The organism is Magnetospirillum sp. UT-4, from assembly GCF_902729435.1.
Classification (GTDB): Bacteria; Pseudomonadota; Alphaproteobacteria; order Rhodospirillales; family Magnetospirillaceae; genus Magnetospirillum.
The window spans coordinates 112,877-129,156 of the sequence record NZ_LR746521.1; the positions used below are offsets into that span (position 1 = coordinate 112,877).

Consider the following 16,280-nt stretch of genomic DNA (forward strand, 5'->3'; position numbering starts at 1 on the left):
CCCTGGATTATGCCCCATGTTCCAGGCGGGAAAAGTAAATTTGCACGCTGCAACGCACAAATAGTGAAGAATTCTTATATAAGGGTATGGTTTTTTATCCCTTCGGCTTAAGGGGTGGAGTGCGTGATATGACGATCGACCAGAGGATGGGCGACCAGAGGATGGGCGCGGTCAGCCTGCCGGTCCGCGGAATGACCTGCGCCGCCTGTTCGACCCGCCTGGAGAAGGTTCTGGGCAAGGTCGAGGGCGTCGCCGCGGCCAGCGTGTCGCTGGCCGGCGAGCAGGCCGACATCCGCTTCGATCCCGCCCGCACCGACGCCGCGCAGCTGGCCGAGGCGGTGGCGCGCGCCGGCTTCTCGGTGCCCGAGGCGGAGGTCCGCCTGGCCATCGGCGGCATGACCTGCGCCGCCTGCTCGACCCGGCTCGAGAAGGTCCTCGCCCGGGTGCCCGGGGTGACGGCGGCGGAAGTGAACCTGGCCACCGAGCAGGCCCGGGTGGTGGCGCCCGCCGGCACCCTGTCCGCCGCCGATCTGGTGGCGGCGGTGGACAAGGCCGGCTTCACCGCGCGGCTGATCACCGATCATGCCGACCACGCCACCCGCGAGGAGGAGGAGCACGCCCGCGACCTCGCCCGCCAGACCACCCGGCTGGGGATTTCCGCCGCCCTCACCCTGCCGCTGGTGCTGGGCATGGGGTTCGAGATGCTGGGCCTGGGCTGGTGGTCGGTGCCGGCCTGGGCGCAGATGGCGCTGGCGACGCCGGTGCAGTTCTGGATCGGCGCCCGTTTCTACCGTGGCGCCTGGACCTCGCTGAAGGGCGGGGCGGGCAACATGGACGTGCTGGTCGCCCTTGGCACCTCGGCCGCCTATTTCCTGTCGGCCTGGGCGCTGCTGGCCGGTCATGGCGGCCACGGCACCCTGTATTTCGAGGGCGCCGCGGTGGTCATCACCCTGGTGCTGCTGGGCAAGCTGCTGGAGACCCGGGCCAAGCGCTCGGCCGCCGGGGCCATCCGCGCCCTGATGAAGCTGCGCCCCGACGTCGCCCGGATCGAGCGCGACGGCCGCCTGGTCGAAATCCCGGCCGAGGCGGTGGCTCCCGGCGACGTGGCGGTGGTCCGCCCCGGCGAGCGCATGCCGGTGGACGGCGTGGTGGTCGAGGGCCTCAGCCAGGCCGACGAATCCCTGGTCACCGGCGAGAGCCTGCCGGTGGCCAAGGCCCCGGGCGACGAGGTGATCGCCGGGGCGGTCAACGGCGACGGGCTGCTGCGGGTGCGGGCCGTGCGGGTGGGGGCGGAAAGCACCATCGCCCGCATCATCCGCATGGTCCAGGGGGCGCAGGCCTCGAAGGCGCCGGTGCAGCGGCTGGTGGACCGCATCTCGGCGGTGTTCGTGCCGGTGGTGGCGTCCATCGCGGCGCTGACCTTCCTGGCCTGGTGGCTGCTGGCCGGCGACCCGCAGACCGGGTTCGTGGCGGCGGTGTCGGTGCTGGTGATCGCCTGCCCCTGCGCCCTCGGTCTCGCCACTCCGACCGGGCTGATGGTGGGCACCGGCGTGGCCGCCCGCCACGGCATCCTGATCAAGGACGCCGAGGCGCTGGAGCGCGCGCACCGGGTCGGCGTGGTGGTGTTCGACAAGACCGGCACCCTGACCGAGGGGCGCCCGGCGGTGACCGCCTTGGCCGGCGACGGCGACCTGCTGCGGCTGGTCGCCTCGGCCCAGCAGGGCAGCGAGCATCCGCTCGCCCGCGCGGTGCTGGCCGAGGCGGCGGCGCGGGGGGTGACGCCGGCCCCGGTCGCGGACTTCACCGCCTCGCCCGGCCGCGGCCTCGCCGCCACCGTCGAGGGGCGGCGGCTGCTGATCGGTTCGCCCCGTCTGATGGCCGAGAGTGGCGTCGATCTTACCGCCTTCGCGGCGGCGGCGACCGCCGAGGAGGAAAAGGGCCGCACGGTGATGTGGGCCGCGGCCGAGGATGGCGCCGTGCTCGGCTTCGTCGCCGTCGCCGATCCGGTCAAGCCGGGGGCGGCGCGGGCGGTCGCCGCCCTGGCCGCCCTGGGGGTCGAGTCGGTGATGCTGACCGGCGACAATGCCCGCGCCGCCCGCGCGGTGGCGGACGAGATCGGCATCGCGCGGGTCATCGCCGAGGTGCTGCCCGGCGACAAGGCCGCCGAGGTGGCGCGGCTGAAGGCGGACGGCGTCACGGTGGCGATGGTGGGCGACGGCGTCAACGACGCCCCCGCTTTGGCCGCCGCCGACATCGGCATCGCCATGGGCACCGGCACCGACGTGGCCATGCAGGCGGCGGGCATCACCCTGGTCAAGGGCGATCCGGCGCTGCTGCCGGCGGCGCTGTCCATCTCGCGCGCCACCTACCGCAAGATCCGCCAGAACCTGTTCTGGGCGTTCTTCTACAACGTGGTGGCGATCCCGGCGGCGGCCTTGGGCCTGCTCACCCCGGTGATCGCCGGTGCTGCCATGGCCTTCAGCTCGGTGACCGTGGTGTCCAATTCGCTGCTGCTGCGTCGCTGGCGGGAGTGATCCCAAACCACCGTTGTCCCTTGTCCCTGCCGAAAGTTCATCGGTATAACCGCCTGTCCGGTATGGGGAGGTAGGCGGGGGTGTCGCGGCGCGAGATCAGGCGATTGCTGCTTGAGCCCAGGAACCGGCTGATCGACCGGCCGTGGGTGGCGCCGGTGCTGATGGTGGCGGTGCTGCTGGTCGGCATCGGCGTCGGGGCGGCGGTGGGCGTCGCCATCCTGGCCAACCGCGCCGAGCAGCAGGCCCGCCAGAGCTGGGAGGAGGCCGAGCTGGCGGTGGAACGGCCGGCCCAGCGCGAATTGCCGCCGCCCGGCCCCGCCGAGGCCGGCCTGGTCGAGCCGGTGGTGCCGGTGCCGCCGCCGCGCCCCGGCGGTCCCGCCGATGACGGCGCCGAGATCGGCCCCGAGGCCGAGGCGCCGGCCGAGGCCGAGACCGCCGCGCTGCCGCTGATCCTGCCTCAGCCTCCGGTGGTTCCGGGACTGCCCGACACGCCGGCATGGCTGCGTCATGCCGTGCCGGCGCCCAAGGTGGCCGGCCGGCCGATGATCGCGGTGGTGATCGACGATCTCGGCGTCGATCGCAAGCGCAGCGAGCGGGTGGCGGCCTTGCGTCCGCCGCTGACCCTGTCCTACCTCACCTATGCCACCAACCTGGCGCAGGCCACCGCGTCGGCCCGCCAGCGCGGCCACGAGCTGATGCTGCACGTGCCGATGCAGCCGCAGGGGCAGGCCTACGATCCCGGTCCCGACGTGCTCGAGGTCGAGGCCAATCCCGAGGAGAACCGGCGCCGCCTGAACTGGGGCATGAACCGCTTCGACGGTTTCGTCGGCATCAACAATCACATGGGCTCGCGCTTCACCGCCGACCGCGTCGGCATGCGGGTGGTGATGGAGGAGCTGAAGCGCCGCGGCCTGCTGTTCCTCGATTCCGTCACCACCGAGAAGAGCGTGGCGCCCGAGCTGGCGAAGCGCTACGGCGTGCCCTTCGCCGCCCGCCACGTGTTCATCGACAACGACCCCAGCCTGGGCTCGGTGAGGGTGCAGCTGAACAAGGCCGAGGCCCATGCCCGCAAGCACGGCGCCGCCATCGTCATCGGCCATCCCCACGACGCCACCATCGAGGCGCTGGCCCAATGGCTGCCCGGGCTGGAGGCGCGCGGCCTGACCCTGGTTCCGGTCACCGCCATCATCAAGGCCGGGGCGGTGACGCAGCCCTAGCCGGATGCGGAAAAATCCCCCATTTTTCTTCCGTCATTCCCGCGCAGGCGGGAATCTATGCCTCAGCGCACTATATATTGCGGCAAGCTCTCCGCATTGCCCCAACATGGACCCCCGCCTTCGCGGGGGTGACGGGTCAGAGGGTGGCAAACCGAGTTTTTCCGCACCCTGCTAGCCCGCGAAGCGCACCCCGGTGCCGCCCAGGCCGCAATAGCCGCCGGGGTTCTTGGCCAGGTATTGCTGGTGGTAGGCCTCGGCGTAATAGAAGTCGGGGGCGTCCAGGATCTCGGTGGTGACCGGGCCGTAGCCCTCGGCCGCCAGCCGGTGCCCGTAGGCCTGGCGGGTTTCCTCGGCGGCGGCGCGCTGCTCGGGCGAGAACACGTAGAGGCCCGAGCGGTACTGGGTGCCGATGTCGTTGCCCTGGCGCATGCCCTGGGTGGGGTCGTGACCCTGCCAGAACAGCCGCAGCAGCGATTCGTATGAGACCGCCTTGGGGTCGAAGGCGACCAGCACCAACTCGTTGTGGCCGGTGCGGCCGGAGCAGACCTCCTGGTAGGTGGCGTTGGGGGTGAAGCCGCCACCGTAGCCGACCGCGGTGACCAATACCCCGGGCCGGGTCCAGAACAGCTTCTCGGCCCCCCAGAAGCAGCCCATGCCGAACATGGCCAACTCGCTGCCGGGCGGGAAGGGCGGCAGCAAGGGCGTGCCCAGCACCGCGTGGCGGTCGGGCACCGGCATGGCATCGGCGCGGCCGGGCGGGGCCTCGTCGGGACTGGGCATGCGGGTCCTGGAAAAGCCGAACAGCGCCATGGGATCCTCCCGGGTTCCAGAAGGAGATAAGCCTTCGTGCCCCTTCGCGCCAGCCCCCGGGGGCCTTGACCGGGGTCAATGGCGGGGTGCCGCCGCCGCCGTAGCGTGCCGGCCATGACCGATGCAACCGAGACCGGCCAGGGCTGGGGCGCCCTGTCCAGCCTGCCCGGCAACCCCATCATGTGGGTGCTGATCATCAGCGAGCTGCTGGTGTTCGGCGCCTTCTTCCTCGGCTTCGGCGGTGCCCGCCTGTTCGAGCCCGAGGTGTTCCGCGCCGGCCAGGCCCGGCTGGACATCGCGCTGGGCGGCGCCAACACCCTGATCCTGGTCAGCAGCGGCTGGCTCGCCGCCAAGGCGGTGCAGGCGGCCCATGACGGCCGGGTGGCGGCCTCGCGCCGCTTTCTGGCGGCGGCCGGCGCGCTTGGCGTGGCGTTCCTGGCGGTGAAGGGGGTGGAATACGCCGACAAGGCGGCCCACGGCATCGGCATCGAGACCGACACCTTCTGGACCCTGTTCTACCTGATGACCGGCTTCCACGCCATGCACGTGGTGATGGGCATCATCGTGCTGGCCATCGTCGGCTGGCGGTTCTCGGCGGAGAACATCGAGACCGGCACCGCCTTCTGGCACATGGTCGATCTGATCTGGTTGATCCTGTTCCCCATCGTCTATCTGGTGCGGTGACCATGACCCACGACGAAGCCGCCAGGGACTGGAGCCGCCGGCTGGCGCGGGCCTGGGCCTGGCTGGCCGGCCTCACCGGCCTGTCGCTGGTGGCGGTGCTGGGATTCGGCCAGGTCGAGGCCGGCGCGGCGGCGGCGGCGGTGGCGCTGGCGGCCTCGTACTTCAAGGCCCGGCTGGTGCTGCACCACTTCCTCGACCTGCGCCGCGCCGATGCCGGCTGGCGCGGCTTCTTCGCCGCCATGCTGGCGGCGATCCTGGGCGGCCTGATGGTCGCCTATCTGATCCCCGCATTCTGACACCCCCCTCTGGCTGAAGCGCAGGGCGACCGGCGGCCGTCGGTCTATGGCTTTCCACCCCTGGCGGCGGCGGCGCGCGTCCGTATATTGTCAGGTGACCGGTGGGCGGCCGAACTACGCACGCAGCGGTCAATAGAGGCGAATTCCATCCTCGCGGGGCGGCGGGGGAAGTTAATGAATTCTTTATTTTTCGGGCAACCTTGTGACAGGCGAAATCCATTTCGCTGTCTTTTGTTGCGCAGACTCCGCGTCTATGCTTAACCTGTGTGGCAAAGATGGGTAGCTATGCCCTAATATGTCTTACGAAAAAGTCGTCCTTGGCCCGGTGCCAGGAGGCGACGTCTAGGGGTGAAGACTCCGAACGAGTATCGGCAAGCGGCAAAAGCGAGCGGTCGGGGCGATGAGACCCTATATTGTTGCCATATTCAACCAGAAGGGCGGTATATCCAAGACCACCACAAGTACCAACCTTGCGGTGTGTCTGGCTGCCCATGGTAAATCGGTGGTGCTCATCGACCTGGATTCCCAGGGCGATTCGACCAAGAGCCTGGGCGTCGATCCCGCCGTCAAGCGGGGTGTCTACGACCTGTTCATCGGCGCCGCCGACATCGCCGAGGTGATGCTGCCGACCATCTTCGACGGGGTGCGGGTGGTGCCCTCCACCTACAGCCTGGCCGGGATCGAGATCAAGCTGTCGGAGCTGAAGGATTCCCAGCGCACCCTGACCAACATTCTGGGGCACACCCATTTCGACTGCGACTACGTGGTGATCGACTGCCCGCCGGCGCTGGGCATCCTGCCGGTCAACGCACTGGCGGCGGCGCACGGTGTGATCATTCCGGTCACCGCCACGCCCTATGCCAATGACGGCCTGATGCGGACGCTGCCGTCCATCAAGTACGTGCAGGAGGGGCTCAACAAGAACCTGCTGCTGCAGGGCGTGCTGTTCACCATCCACGACCGCCACAAGACCGCCAGGAAGATCGGCAAGCTGATCCGCTCGCGCCTGGGAGGCACCGTCTACGACGCCGAGATTCCGCGCGACACCACGGTGATCGAGGCCGCCACCGCGCGGCTGCCGGTCTGCGTCTATGCGCCGAAATCGCCGGCCGCCCAGGCCCATCTCGATTTCACCGTGGAATTCCTCGACCGCCACCGCAAGATCGCCGCCAAGGCCGGCGAGGAGGTGGCGGCGCCGGCCGAGCGGCCCCAGGCGCTGGAGCGCCTGCAGCGCTGGCAGGGCGAGTTCGCCAATGCCCTCGACCGGCCGGGGTCGGAACGGGTGCGCCAGGGGCGGGACCAGCTCGACCGCATGCTCTACGGCGAACGCACGCCGATGGAACGGATGCACCTGTCGCTGGTCCATTTCTTCATCGAGAACCGGCTGTCGCTGATCGTCTTCCTGCTGGCAGTCCTTGGCATCGCGGTGGCAATCGTCGGCATGGGCTTCGAAGGGATGCGCATGCTGGCCGTCGCGTTCGGCCTCACCTGAGATTTCCCCCCAAGCTCCAGGCCGATTGTAGGGCGCCCGCGCTTTTGCTTTAATGGCGGAAGTGTTCCAGGGGGCAAGGGTGCCGGGGATTTCCGCCAGCGAACCTCATTCCTTCGTCGTCTTCCGGGTCGGCTGCGAATCTTTCGCGCTGGCCGTCGATGTCGTGCGCGAGGTGGTGCCGTACTGCCAGCTGGCGCGGCCGCCGCAGCTGCCGGCGGTGGTGGAGGGCGTGCTCAACCTCGGCGGTGCCGCGGTGCCGGTGCTGCGGGCCGACCTGCTGCTGGGTCTGGGCAAGGGCGTCTTCGGGCTGGATGCCTCGATCCTGGTGATGCGGCCGGGGGCGGAGGGCGAGGTCGGGCTGCTGGTCCATCATGTCGAGGCGGTGCGCCCGGCGGTGGATTTCCGCCTGCTGCCGGTGGCCGACGACACCTCGTTCCAGGGCTGCCTGGCGGGCGAGCTGGACGACGGCGGCGCGTCCGTTCATTTCCTCGACTGGACCCGGATGCTGATGGAGGAGGAGCGCCGCCGCCTCGGCGAATTCCGCGAGCGGGCCGAGGCGCGGCTGGCCGCATGGGTGGAGCCGGGTTCGTGAACACCATGCCGCCGCCGGCCACCCTGGTCGCCGACCCCTTCTTTCCCCGTCTCAAGGCGCTGGTGATCGAAACCACCGGCATGGCCTTCTACGCCGACAAGGACGACGACCTGGCCGCCATCGTCTCGGCCCGCATGGCCGAAATCGGGGCCGGCAACTGCCTGCGCTACCTGGACCTGATCTGCGACCCCGAGCGGGGCGGCGCCGAGATGGATGCGCTGGTGGCCGAGCTGACCATCGGCGAGACCTATTTCTTCCGCCACAAGGAACAGTTCGACGCCCTGCGCGACCTCATCCTGCCCGACGTGCTGGCCCGCAACGCGCCGTTCCGCCGGCTGCGCATCTGGAGCGCCGGCTGCGCCACGGGGCCCGAGCCCTATTCCCTGGCGATCATGCTGCGGCGCGAGTTCGGCGCCCAGATCGCCGGCTGGCACGTGGCCATCGTCGGCACCGACATCAACCAGAAGTTCCTCGCCCGGGCGCGCGAGGGACGCTACGACGAATGGGCGTTCCGGGCGGTGCCCGACGACCTGCGCCGCGACTGCTTCGAGAAGGTGGGGCGGCAGTGGGTGATCCGCCCCGAATACAAGTCGTTCGTCACCTTCCAGTACCACAACCTGATCCGCAACCGCTTCCCGTCGCTGGTGGACAACATCGCCGCCTTCGACATCGTCATCTGCCGCAACGTCATCATCTATTTCAGCCCCGAGACGGTGCGCGAGCTGGTGCCCTGTTTCCGCGAATCGCTGATCGACGGCGGCTGGCTGGTGATGGGCCATGCCGAGCCCAACCAGGAGCTGTTCCGCAGCTTCCGCACCGTCAACGCCCCCGGCGCGGTGCTGTACCAGCGTCTGGACAATCCGCGCACCGAGCCGGCGCCGCCGGCCGCCATCGTCCGGCCGGCGCCGCCGCCTCCCCCGCCGCCGCCGCCGCCGCCCCAGGCGCGCCTGCCGAAAGCGCTCCCGACGCGGGCGCCATCCAGTCCGGCCCCGCTTTCGCCGCCGCTTCCCGTTTCCCCCCGGCCGGCGCCGCCGGCCCTCGACCGGGTGCGCGAACTGGCCGATCTCGGCCGCTGGGAAGAGGCGCTGGCCGCCTGCGACGGCCTCATCGCGACCGACGCCCTCGATGCCGGCGCCCATTTCCTGCGGGCGCTGATCGTCGAGCAGATGGGCGACCTCGGGGCCTGCGAAACGGCGCTGCGCCGGACCATCTACCTCGACCGGCAGGCGGTGCTCGCCCATTACCATCTCGGCCTGTTCCTGGCGCGACGGGGCGATTCACAGGGGGCGCGCCGCTCGTTCCGCAACGTGCTGGCGCTGCTCGAACGGCTGGACGCGGACAGCGAACTGGAGAACGGCGACCATCTCACCGCCGGGCAGTTGCGGGAGACCGTCGCCATGCATCTTTCGTCCATCGGTGAGACATGAGCGCGACCGCCCCCGACTTCTTCGCCGAACAGGTGCTGCGCCTCAGGGCCGAGCGGCTGGCGGCCCCGCGCGAGCGCAGCGAGGAGCGCCCCGCCGGGACCGGCGTGCTGTGCTTCCAGGTGGCCGGCGAGACCTATGCGCTGCCGCTGGATGCGCTGGCCGAGGTGATGCCCCTGGCCGGGGTCACGCCGGTGCCGGGCCAGGCCCAGCACCTGTTGGGGGTGACCAACGTGCGCGGCGAAATCCGCCCGGTACTCAACCTGCATGTCCTGCTCGGCCTGGCCGAGCCGGCGCCGAACCTCCGCTGCTACGGGGTCTTCCTGCGCGCCGGCGGCCGCGAGGTCGGCCTGCGCGCCGATCTGGTCGAGCGCATCCGCTTCATCGACGAGGCCGGGCTGACCCTGCCGCACCGCACCGCCAACGGGCTGCCGCAGCGCTTCGTCGCCGGCATCACCCCCGACACCACCATCCTGCTCGACCCGGCCCAGATCCTGGCGCTCGACGTCCTGCGGGACCGACGTACCGACCCACGCCGCGCCACCTGAAGGAAAGCCGAGGATGCCCGCTCAACTCTCCCTGTGGAAAAAGATGAGGTTGCGCCACAAGTTCACCGTGGTGGCCTTCCTGTTCACCGCCGTCCTGGCCGGCCTGATCGGCTTCAACGCCTGGACCATCCTGGGCCAGAAGGAACACACCGCCATTGCCGACCTGTCCGGGCGCCAGCGCATGCTGTCGCAGAAGTACGTCAAGGAGGTGATCCTGGTTGGCCAGGGGCTGATGCCGGCGGCGGAACCCGAGGCCACCCTGCGCACCCTGCGCGAGACCCAGGCGGCCCTGATGGACGGCGGCAGCATTCTGGCCGATGCCGAGACCGGCCGGCGGGCCATGGTCCCGGCCGAGCGCAACAGCGACGTCCGCGCCCGCCTGGCGGAGCAGGCGGTGCTGCTGCGCCAGCTGGAGGGCGAGGCCGGCCGCTACCTGGCGATGGCTGCCGCCGATCCGCGCCGGGGCGAGAAGCTGAAGGAGCTGGTCGGGCTGCAGGCGCTGCTGACCCAGAACGCCGACCAGGCCCTGAAGGCCTACATCCGCGAGACCGAGGACCAGATCAACCAGGTGCTGCTGTACCAGATCCTGGTCGGGCTGGCCGGGGCCCTGGCCAGCGTGGTGATTTCCTGGGGCATCAGTCGCCAGATCGTCGATCCCCTGGCCGCCTGTGCCGAGGCCGCCACCGAGATCGCCAAGGGCAATCTGCGCCTCGATCCCCAGCGCATCACCTCGGGCGACGAGCTGGGCATGCTGCAGGGCGCCTTCAACCAGATGCTGGCCAGCTTGCGCGAGATCGCCCACCAGTCCCGCTCGGTGTGCGAGAACCTGTCGCTGGCGGCGGCCCAGATCCTGGCCTCGACCCAGGAACAGGCGGCCGGCACCAAGCAGCAGGCGGCGGCGGTGCAGGAAATCACCACCACGGTCGAGCAGATCAACCTGTCGTCCAAGCAGGTGGCCGAGCGTTCCCGCCAGGTCGCCGGCACCGCCGAGGCGGTGGCCACCTCCGGCACCGCCGGGCTGCAGGCGGTGCGCGATGCCACCGCCGGCATGGAGGCGATCCGGGAGCAGACCGAAACGGTGGCCGAGAACGTCATCACCCTGTCCGAGCGCACCCAGGCGGTGGGCGAGATCATCGCCACCGTCAACGACATCGCCGAGCAGTCCAACCTGGTGGCGCTGAACGCCGCCATCGAGGCCGCCGACGCCCGCGAATCGGGGCGCCGTTTCTCGGTGGTCGCCAACGAGATCAAGAACCTGGCCGACCAGGCCAAGGAGGCGACGTCGCAGGTGCGCGGCATCCTCGAGCAGACCCAGAAGGGCATCAACACCTCGGTGATGCTGACCGAGGAGGCGCTGAAGAGGGTCGAGGTCGGGCGCGAGCGCACCAACCTGTCCGAGCAGGTCATCCGCCAGATGGCCAACAACATCCAGGAAAGCGTGCACGCCTTCCAGCAGATCGTCGGCGCCACCAACCAGCAGCAGATCGGCCTCGAGCAGGTCACCCAGGCGCTGCACGAGATCCGCCAGGCCAGCCAGCAGACCGCCACCACCACCGGGCAGCTGGAGAAGGCATCGGTCGAACTCACCCGGCTCAGTGAGCAGCTGGCCAAGACCCTGGAGATGTACCGGCTTTGATGGATATCCGCGAGCGCCTGCTGGCGGCCTTCCAGATCGAAAGCCGCGAGCATCTGGGCGCTATCCGCAAATTGCTGGAGGACTGGGCGGCTCGCCGCGAAGGCAGCGGCATCGCCCAGCTGGACGAGGCGTTCCGCCGCGCCCACTCGCTGAAGGGGGCGGCGCGGGCGGTCGACCTCCGCCAGGTGGAGCAGATCGCCCATCGCCTGGAGACCCTGTTCGCCCGGGTGCGGACCGGGCGGTGCAGGCTGGACGGCGCGGCGGTCACGGTGATCGGTCGCGGCCTCGACACCATCGAGGACTGGACCGAGTCGCTGGCCGGCGGTGCCCCGCCCGGCGACGGCGACGACGCCCTGGCCGCGATCGACGCCTTTCTGGCCGAGGATGCCCCCCAGGCGGCGGCGCCGCCGGTGCCGGTGCCGCTGGAGATCCTTGCCGCCACCGAACCGCCCCCGCCCGAACCCACGGCGCCCGAACCCACGGCGCCCGAACCCACCCTCGCCGAACCGACCTTGGCCGAGCCGCCGCGCGTCGCGGTGGCGGCGGACGAGACGGTGCGGGTGCGCGCGGTCCATCTCGACCGCCTGCTCGGCACCTCCAACGAATTGCTGACCGAGACCATCACCCAGCGGGTGGTGACCGAGGGGCTGCTGGAGGTCGACCGCCGCCTGGCCGAGATCGACCGCGAATGGCGCCGCATCCGCAAGGCGGCGGCGGCGGCGCTGCGCGATCTCGGCGACGGCGAGCGGGCGGCGACGCTGGACCGCCAGGCCGAGGTTCTGGAGGAGCATCTGAAGGTCGCGGCGCGCCAGGCGCGCCAGTCGCGCCGCATGCAGCAGCGCACCGGCTGGTCGCTGCGCCAGTTGTGCGGCGAACTGCAGCAGGAGGTTCGCGACGCCCGCATGGTGCCGGCCGACAGCGTGTTCGGCGGCTTCCGCAAGATGGTGCGCGACCTTGCCCGCGACGCCGGCAAGCAGGTCGAGGTGGTGGTCGCCGGGCTCGACGTCGAGGCCGACCGCATGGTGCTGCAGGGTCTGAAGGACCCGGTCATGCACCTGTTGCGCAACGCCCTGGCGCACGGCGTCGAGGCGCCGGCCGACCGTGCCGCCGGCGGCAAGCCCGCCGCCGCCGTGGTGGCGCTGCGCTTCGACGTCGCCGACGGGCGCCTGGCGGTGGTGGTCGAGGATGACGGAAGCGGCGTCGATTATCGCGCCATCCGCGCCAAGGCGGTGGATCATGGCCTGTTCACCGAAGCCGAGGCCGCGGCCCTGGCCGAGCAGGCGCTGATCGACATCATCTTCGATCCCGGCTTCTCGACCTCGCGCGCGGTCGATGACCTGTCGGGGCGCGGCATGGGGCTGTCGGTGGTGCGCGAGACGGTGACGGCCATGAACGGCACCGTCGAGGTGCGGCCGCGCGACCCGGCGGGCACCCGCTTCCGCATCTCGGTGCCGCTCTCGGTGTCGACCCAGCGATTGTTCCTGGTCAGCTGCCAGGGCCATACCTACGCCGTGCCGACCGAGGGCATCGACCGTCTGCACCGGGTGCCGGCCGAGGCGGTGCGCACGGTGGAAGGCAAGTCGGTGGTCTATCTCGGCGACGAACAGCTGCCGCTGCTGTCGCTGGCCCATCTGCTGGCCCTGGGCGAGACCGCGGTCAAGGTCAGCAGCAACGTGGTGCCGCTGGTGGTGCTGAGGAACGGCGAGCGTCGCGTCGGCGTGGCGGTGGACGAGTTCCTGTCCATCCGCGAGGCGCTGGTCAAGGACATCGGGGTGCCGGCGGCGTTCGGCACCATGGTGGCCGGCGGCATGCTGCTCGAAGACGGCAACGTCGCCCTGGTGCTCAATCCCTTCGAGATCGTCGAGACCTTCCGCAAGTCCGGCACCACCCGCGTGCTGACCACGGTGGAGAAGCCGGCCGAGCGCCGCGTGCCGGTGATCCTGGTGGTCGATGATTCGCTGACCACGCGGACCCTGGAAAAGAGCATCCTGGAGGCCCACGGTTACGTGGTGCGCCTGGCGGTGGACGGCATCGAGGCGCTGGCGCGGCTGCGCGCCGAGCATGTGGACCTGGTCATCTCGGACATCCAGATGCCGCGCCTGGACGGCTTCGGGCTGCTGCAGGCGATCAAGGGCGACCAGGCGCTGAAATCGGTGCCGGTGATCCTGGTCACCTCGCTGGAGGCGCGCGAGGATCGCGAGCGCGGTCTGGCTCTCGGCGCCGACGCTTATGTGGTAAAACGGAAATTCGACCAGAAGGACCTTCTGGAAACCATCGGGCAGATCCTATGAGCAGGCCGATTCGCGTTCTCATCGTCGAAGATTCGCTGGTCGTGCGCGAATTGCTTCTCCACATCATCGGGTCGGACCCCCGCTTCCAGGTGGTCGGCGCGGTGGAAAGCGCCGAGGAGTGCCTGGCCCGGCTCGACACCCTGCAGCCCGACGTCATCTCGCTCGACATCCGCCTGCCGGGGATGAACGGGCTGGACGCCACCTTGCAGATCATGGCCCGGCGGGCCACGCCCATCGTGGTGGTCGCCGCCAATGTGGACGACGACGAACTCAACATCGCCATGAACGCGCTGCGCGCCGGCGCCCTGGCGGTGGTGGAGAAGCCGGTGGGCGTCACCAACGCCGATTTCTCGGGGATGGCGGCGCATCTGTGCACCCAGCTGGCGATCATGAGCCAGGTCAAGGTGGTGCGCCAGGGCATCAGCCGGGGGCTCAATTTCGGCACCGCCGAACCGCCGGCGGCGCCGCGCCGTTCCGGCGCCGATTACGGGCTGGTCGGCATCGTGTCCTCGACCGGCGGACCGCAGGCGCTGACCCAGCTCTTGGGGGCGCTGCCGGCCAGCTTCCCGCTGCCCATCCTGCTGGTGCAGCACATCACCGCCAGCTTCCTCGACGGCTTCGTGTCGTGGCTGGCCGGGGTGACCCCGTTCGATGTCCGCATCGCCCAGGGCGGCGAAACCCCCGAGCCCGGCACCGTCTGGGTGCCGCCGGGCGACCGCCACATGGGGCTGAAGGGCGGCCGGCTGGTGCTGCTGGACGATCCGCCGCTGCACAGCCAGCGGCCTTCGGGCAGCATCCTGCTGTCCTCCATCGCCCGCGACCAGGGGCGGCGCGGCATCGGCGTGGTGCTGACCGGCATGGGCAGCGACGGCGCCGAGGGCATGGCCGACCTCAAGGCCGCCGGCGGCTACACCGTGGCCGAGGACGAAAGCACCTGCATCGTGTTCGGCATGCCGGCGGCGGCCGACAAGGCCGGCGGCGTGCGCGAGATGCTGCCGCTGCCCGCCATCGCGGCGCGGCTGAAGGACCTGGCGGGAGGGCGCGGGGCATGACCGGTGAAGGCGCCAAGCCGCTGATCCTGATCGTCGAGGATTCCGCCACCCAGGCGCTGCGCCTGCAGCACGTCCTCGAGACCGAGGGCTTCGCCACCCTGTGCGCCTATTCGGGTGAAGAGGCGCTGGAGGAGATGAACCGCGCCCTGCCCAGCCTGATCATCGTCGATTACCACCTGCCGGGCATCCAGGGCGACGAGCTGTGCCGTCAGATCCACATGAACCTGACCACCCGCTCGATTCCCATCCTGATCCTCACCGCCGACGAGACCCAGTCGACCGAGCTGCACGGGCTGGAATCCGGTGCCGACGACTTCGTGTCCAAGTCCGACGACGTCGACATCCTGCTGCTCCGGGTCCACAACCTGCTGCGCAAGTCGCGACGCGACGCCACCATGATCGACGTCGCCCGCTCGCTGTTCCGCCGCGCCCGCGTGCTGATCATCGACGACAGCGTGACCTACCGCGAATCCCTGGCCAGCGAACTGCGCGAGGAGGGCTGCGAGGTGGTCCAGGCGGTCAGCGCCACCGAGGGGCTGCGGCGCCTGGGCGAGGGCGCCTTCGACTGCGTCATGGTCGACATGGTGATGCCCGAGATGGACGGGCTGGCCTTCTGCCGCGAGCTGGCGGCGCGGCGCGACGATGCCGAGCCTCCCATCGTGGTGCTGATGCTGTCGGCCTACGAGGGCAAGGAGAACGTCCAACTGGCTCTGGAAGCCGGGGCCGACGACTTCGTCGGCAAGTCGACCGAGATGAGCGTGCTGCGGGCGCGCCTGCGGGCGCTGCTGCGGCGCAAGTTCCTGCAGGAGCAGAACGAGCGCATCATCGAGGAATTCCGGGTCCGCGAGATGGAGGCGCTGCGCGCCAAGGCCGAGAAGGAGGCCGCCGAGGCGCGCGCCACCCTGGCCGAGGGCCTGGCGCGGGCCAACCGCGATCTGGAGGAGGCCAACCGCCAGCTGCGCGAGACCCAGGTTCACCTGATCCAGTCCGAGAAGATGGCCTCGCTGGGCCAGCTGGTGGCCGGCATCGCCCACGAGATCAACAACCCGCTGTCCTTCGCGCTCTCCAACGTGTTCTCCATCGAGAACTGGCTGACCACGGTGCTGGCCGAGGCCGGCGCCGGGCTGGCCCCCGATCTGGCGGCCAAGCTGGACAAGGCCCGCGCCCGCATCGTCGATACCGGCCAGGGACTGGAACGGGTGCGCGAGCTGGTGGTCAAGCTGCGCACCTTCTCGCGCCTGGACGAGGGCGAGTTCAAGGCCATCGACGTCAAGGAGGCGCTGGAATCCATCCTGCTGTTCCTGCGCCACAAGATGTCCGACCGCATCGACGTCATCCGCGACTATGCCGCCGACAACGATCTCAGCTGTTTCGCCGGCCAGCTCAACCAGGTGCTGATGAACATCGTCGCCAATGCGGTGGACGCCATCGCGGAAAAGGGTACCATAACCGTTCGCACCGCCATCGAAGGCGACATGTTCGCCATCGCGGTGAGGGACAGCGGCAGCGGCATCGCCAAGGACCACCTGGAACGCATCTTCGACCCCTTCTTCACCACCAAGCCGGTGGGGCAGGGAACCGGGCTCGGCCTGGCGATCTCCTACAAGATCGTCCAGGCCCATGGCGGGCGCATCCAGGTCGACAGCGAGGTCGGGCGCGGGACCGAATTCAAGGTATTGATACCGCGCGGCCTGGTCGGCTGAC

The 16,280-nt window shown here is 70.0% G+C and carries 13 protein-coding genes; 12 read left to right on the top strand and 1 reads right to left on the bottom strand.

Annotated features, from left to right (window positions below; all coding sequences use genetic code 11):
* Nucleotides 1–128 precede the first annotated feature (128 nt).
* Together MTBUT4_RS15745 and MTBUT4_RS15750 are read left to right on the top strand one after the other, a co-directional pair.
* Nucleotides 129–2,534: a heavy metal translocating P-type ATPase gene (locus MTBUT4_RS15745; RefSeq protein ID WP_305792117.1), complete on the top strand. Its 2,406-nt coding sequence runs from the start codon at nucleotides 129–131 to the stop codon at nucleotides 2,532–2,534.
* Between the two features lie 80 nt (nucleotides 2,535–2,614).
* Complete coding sequence (locus tag MTBUT4_RS15750) at nucleotides 2,615–3,751, top strand: divergent polysaccharide deacetylase family protein (RefSeq protein WP_173980643.1); 1,137 nt, start codon at nucleotides 2,615–2,617, stop codon at nucleotides 3,749–3,751.
* Nucleotides 3,752–3,922: 171 nt separating this feature from the next.
* Here the strand turns inward: MTBUT4_RS15750 and msrA are convergent, their stop codons facing one another.
* A complete protein-coding gene (msrA, locus tag MTBUT4_RS15755; RefSeq protein ID WP_173980644.1) occupies nucleotides 3,923–4,561 on the bottom strand; it encodes a peptide-methionine (S)-S-oxide reductase MsrA in 639 nt (212 codons plus the stop codon).
* A 114-nt stretch (nucleotides 4,562–4,675) separates the two neighbouring features.
* Between msrA and MTBUT4_RS15760 the strand changes: the two genes are divergently transcribed.
* The 10 genes from MTBUT4_RS15760 (at nucleotide 4,676) to MTBUT4_RS15805 (ending at nucleotide 16,279) form a co-directional block, all read left to right on the top strand.
* Nucleotides 4,676–5,245: a cytochrome c oxidase subunit 3 gene (locus MTBUT4_RS15760; protein WP_173980645.1), complete on the top strand. Its 570-nt coding sequence runs from the start codon at nucleotides 4,676–4,678 to the stop codon at nucleotides 5,243–5,245.
* 2 nt (nucleotides 5,246–5,247) lie between these two features.
* Entirely contained in the window at nucleotides 5,248–5,541 is a 294-nt protein-coding gene (locus MTBUT4_RS15765) for a cytochrome C oxidase subunit IV family protein (RefSeq protein WP_173980646.1), read from the top strand.
* A 400-nt stretch (nucleotides 5,542–5,941) separates the two neighbouring features.
* Nucleotides 5,942–7,033, top strand: coding sequence for a ParA family protein (locus MTBUT4_RS15770; protein ID WP_173980647.1), 1,092 nt, complete (start codon nucleotides 5,942–5,944; stop codon nucleotides 7,031–7,033).
* A gap of 79 nt (nucleotides 7,034–7,112) precedes the next feature.
* Complete coding sequence (locus MTBUT4_RS15775) at nucleotides 7,113–7,625, top strand: chemotaxis protein CheW (protein ID WP_254434888.1); 513 nt, start codon at nucleotides 7,113–7,115, stop codon at nucleotides 7,623–7,625.
* 5 nt (nucleotides 7,626–7,630) lie between these two features.
* Nucleotides 7,631–9,052 carry a protein-glutamate O-methyltransferase CheR gene (locus MTBUT4_RS15780; protein ID WP_254434893.1) on the top strand — a complete coding sequence of 474 codons (1,422 nt, stop codon included), beginning with the start codon at nucleotides 7,631–7,633 and terminating at the stop codon, nucleotides 9,050–9,052.
* On the top strand, nucleotides 9,049–9,597 hold the full coding sequence (locus MTBUT4_RS15785; protein ID WP_173980650.1) for a chemotaxis protein CheW: 549 nt from the start codon (nucleotides 9,049–9,051) through the stop codon (nucleotides 9,595–9,597). The genes MTBUT4_RS15780 and MTBUT4_RS15785 overlap by 4 nt, the downstream gene beginning before the upstream one ends.
* A gap of 13 nt (nucleotides 9,598–9,610) precedes the next feature.
* Entirely contained in the window at nucleotides 9,611–11,233 is a 1,623-nt protein-coding gene (locus MTBUT4_RS15790; protein WP_173980651.1) for a methyl-accepting chemotaxis protein, read from the top strand.
* Nucleotides 11,233–13,524: a response regulator gene (locus MTBUT4_RS15795; protein WP_173980652.1), complete on the top strand. Its 2,292-nt coding sequence runs from the start codon at nucleotides 11,233–11,235 to the stop codon at nucleotides 13,522–13,524. The genes MTBUT4_RS15790 and MTBUT4_RS15795 overlap by 1 nt, the downstream gene beginning before the upstream one ends.
* Complete coding sequence (cheB, locus tag MTBUT4_RS15800) at nucleotides 13,521–14,576, top strand: chemotaxis-specific protein-glutamate methyltransferase CheB (RefSeq protein ID WP_173980653.1); 1,056 nt, start codon at nucleotides 13,521–13,523, stop codon at nucleotides 14,574–14,576. The genes MTBUT4_RS15795 and cheB overlap by 4 nt, the downstream gene beginning before the upstream one ends.
* Entirely contained in the window at nucleotides 14,573–16,279 is a 1,707-nt protein-coding gene (locus MTBUT4_RS15805; RefSeq protein WP_173980654.1) for a response regulator, read from the top strand. Before cheB ends, MTBUT4_RS15805 begins: the two co-directional genes overlap by 4 nt.
* The last annotated feature ends 1 nt before the right edge of the window (nucleotide 16,280 follow it).

What these genes read in the sequence shown, in the direction of transcription:
- MTBUT4_RS15760 (WP_173980645.1), top strand. Translation starts at nt 4,676, where the DNA reads ATGACCGATGCAACCGAGACCGGCCAGGGCTGGGGCGCCCTGTCCAGC.
- MTBUT4_RS15785 (WP_173980650.1), top strand. Translation starts at nt 9,049, where the DNA reads ATGAGCGCGACCGCCCCCGACTTCTTCGCCGAACAGGTGCTGCGCCTC.
- MTBUT4_RS15805 (WP_173980654.1), top strand. Translation starts at nt 14,573, where the DNA reads ATGACCGGTGAAGGCGCCAAGCCGCTGATCCTGATCGTCGAGGATTCC.
- MTBUT4_RS15795 (WP_173980652.1), top strand. Translation starts at nt 11,233, where the DNA reads ATGGATATCCGCGAGCGCCTGCTGGCGGCCTTCCAGATCGAAAGCCGC.
- MTBUT4_RS15780 (WP_254434893.1), top strand. Translation starts at nt 7,631, where the DNA reads ATGCCGCCGCCGGCCACCCTGGTCGCCGACCCCTTCTTTCCCCGTCTC.
- MTBUT4_RS15790 (WP_173980651.1), top strand. Translation starts at nt 9,611, where the DNA reads ATGCCCGCTCAACTCTCCCTGTGGAAAAAGATGAGGTTGCGCCACAAG.
- MTBUT4_RS15745 (WP_305792117.1), top strand. Translation starts at nt 129, where the DNA reads ATGACGATCGACCAGAGGATGGGCGACCAGAGGATGGGCGCGGTCAGC.
- MTBUT4_RS15765 (WP_173980646.1), top strand. Translation starts at nt 5,248, where the DNA reads ATGACCCACGACGAAGCCGCCAGGGACTGGAGCCGCCGGCTGGCGCGG.
- cheB (WP_173980653.1), top strand. Translation starts at nt 13,521, where the DNA reads ATGAGCAGGCCGATTCGCGTTCTCATCGTCGAAGATTCGCTGGTCGTG.
- MTBUT4_RS15770 (WP_173980647.1), top strand. Translation starts at nt 5,942, where the DNA reads ATGAGACCCTATATTGTTGCCATATTCAACCAGAAGGGCGGTATATCC.
- msrA (WP_173980644.1), bottom strand. Translation starts at nt 4,561, where the DNA reads ATGGCGCTGTTCGGCTTTTCCAGGACCCGCATGCCCAGTCCCGACGAG.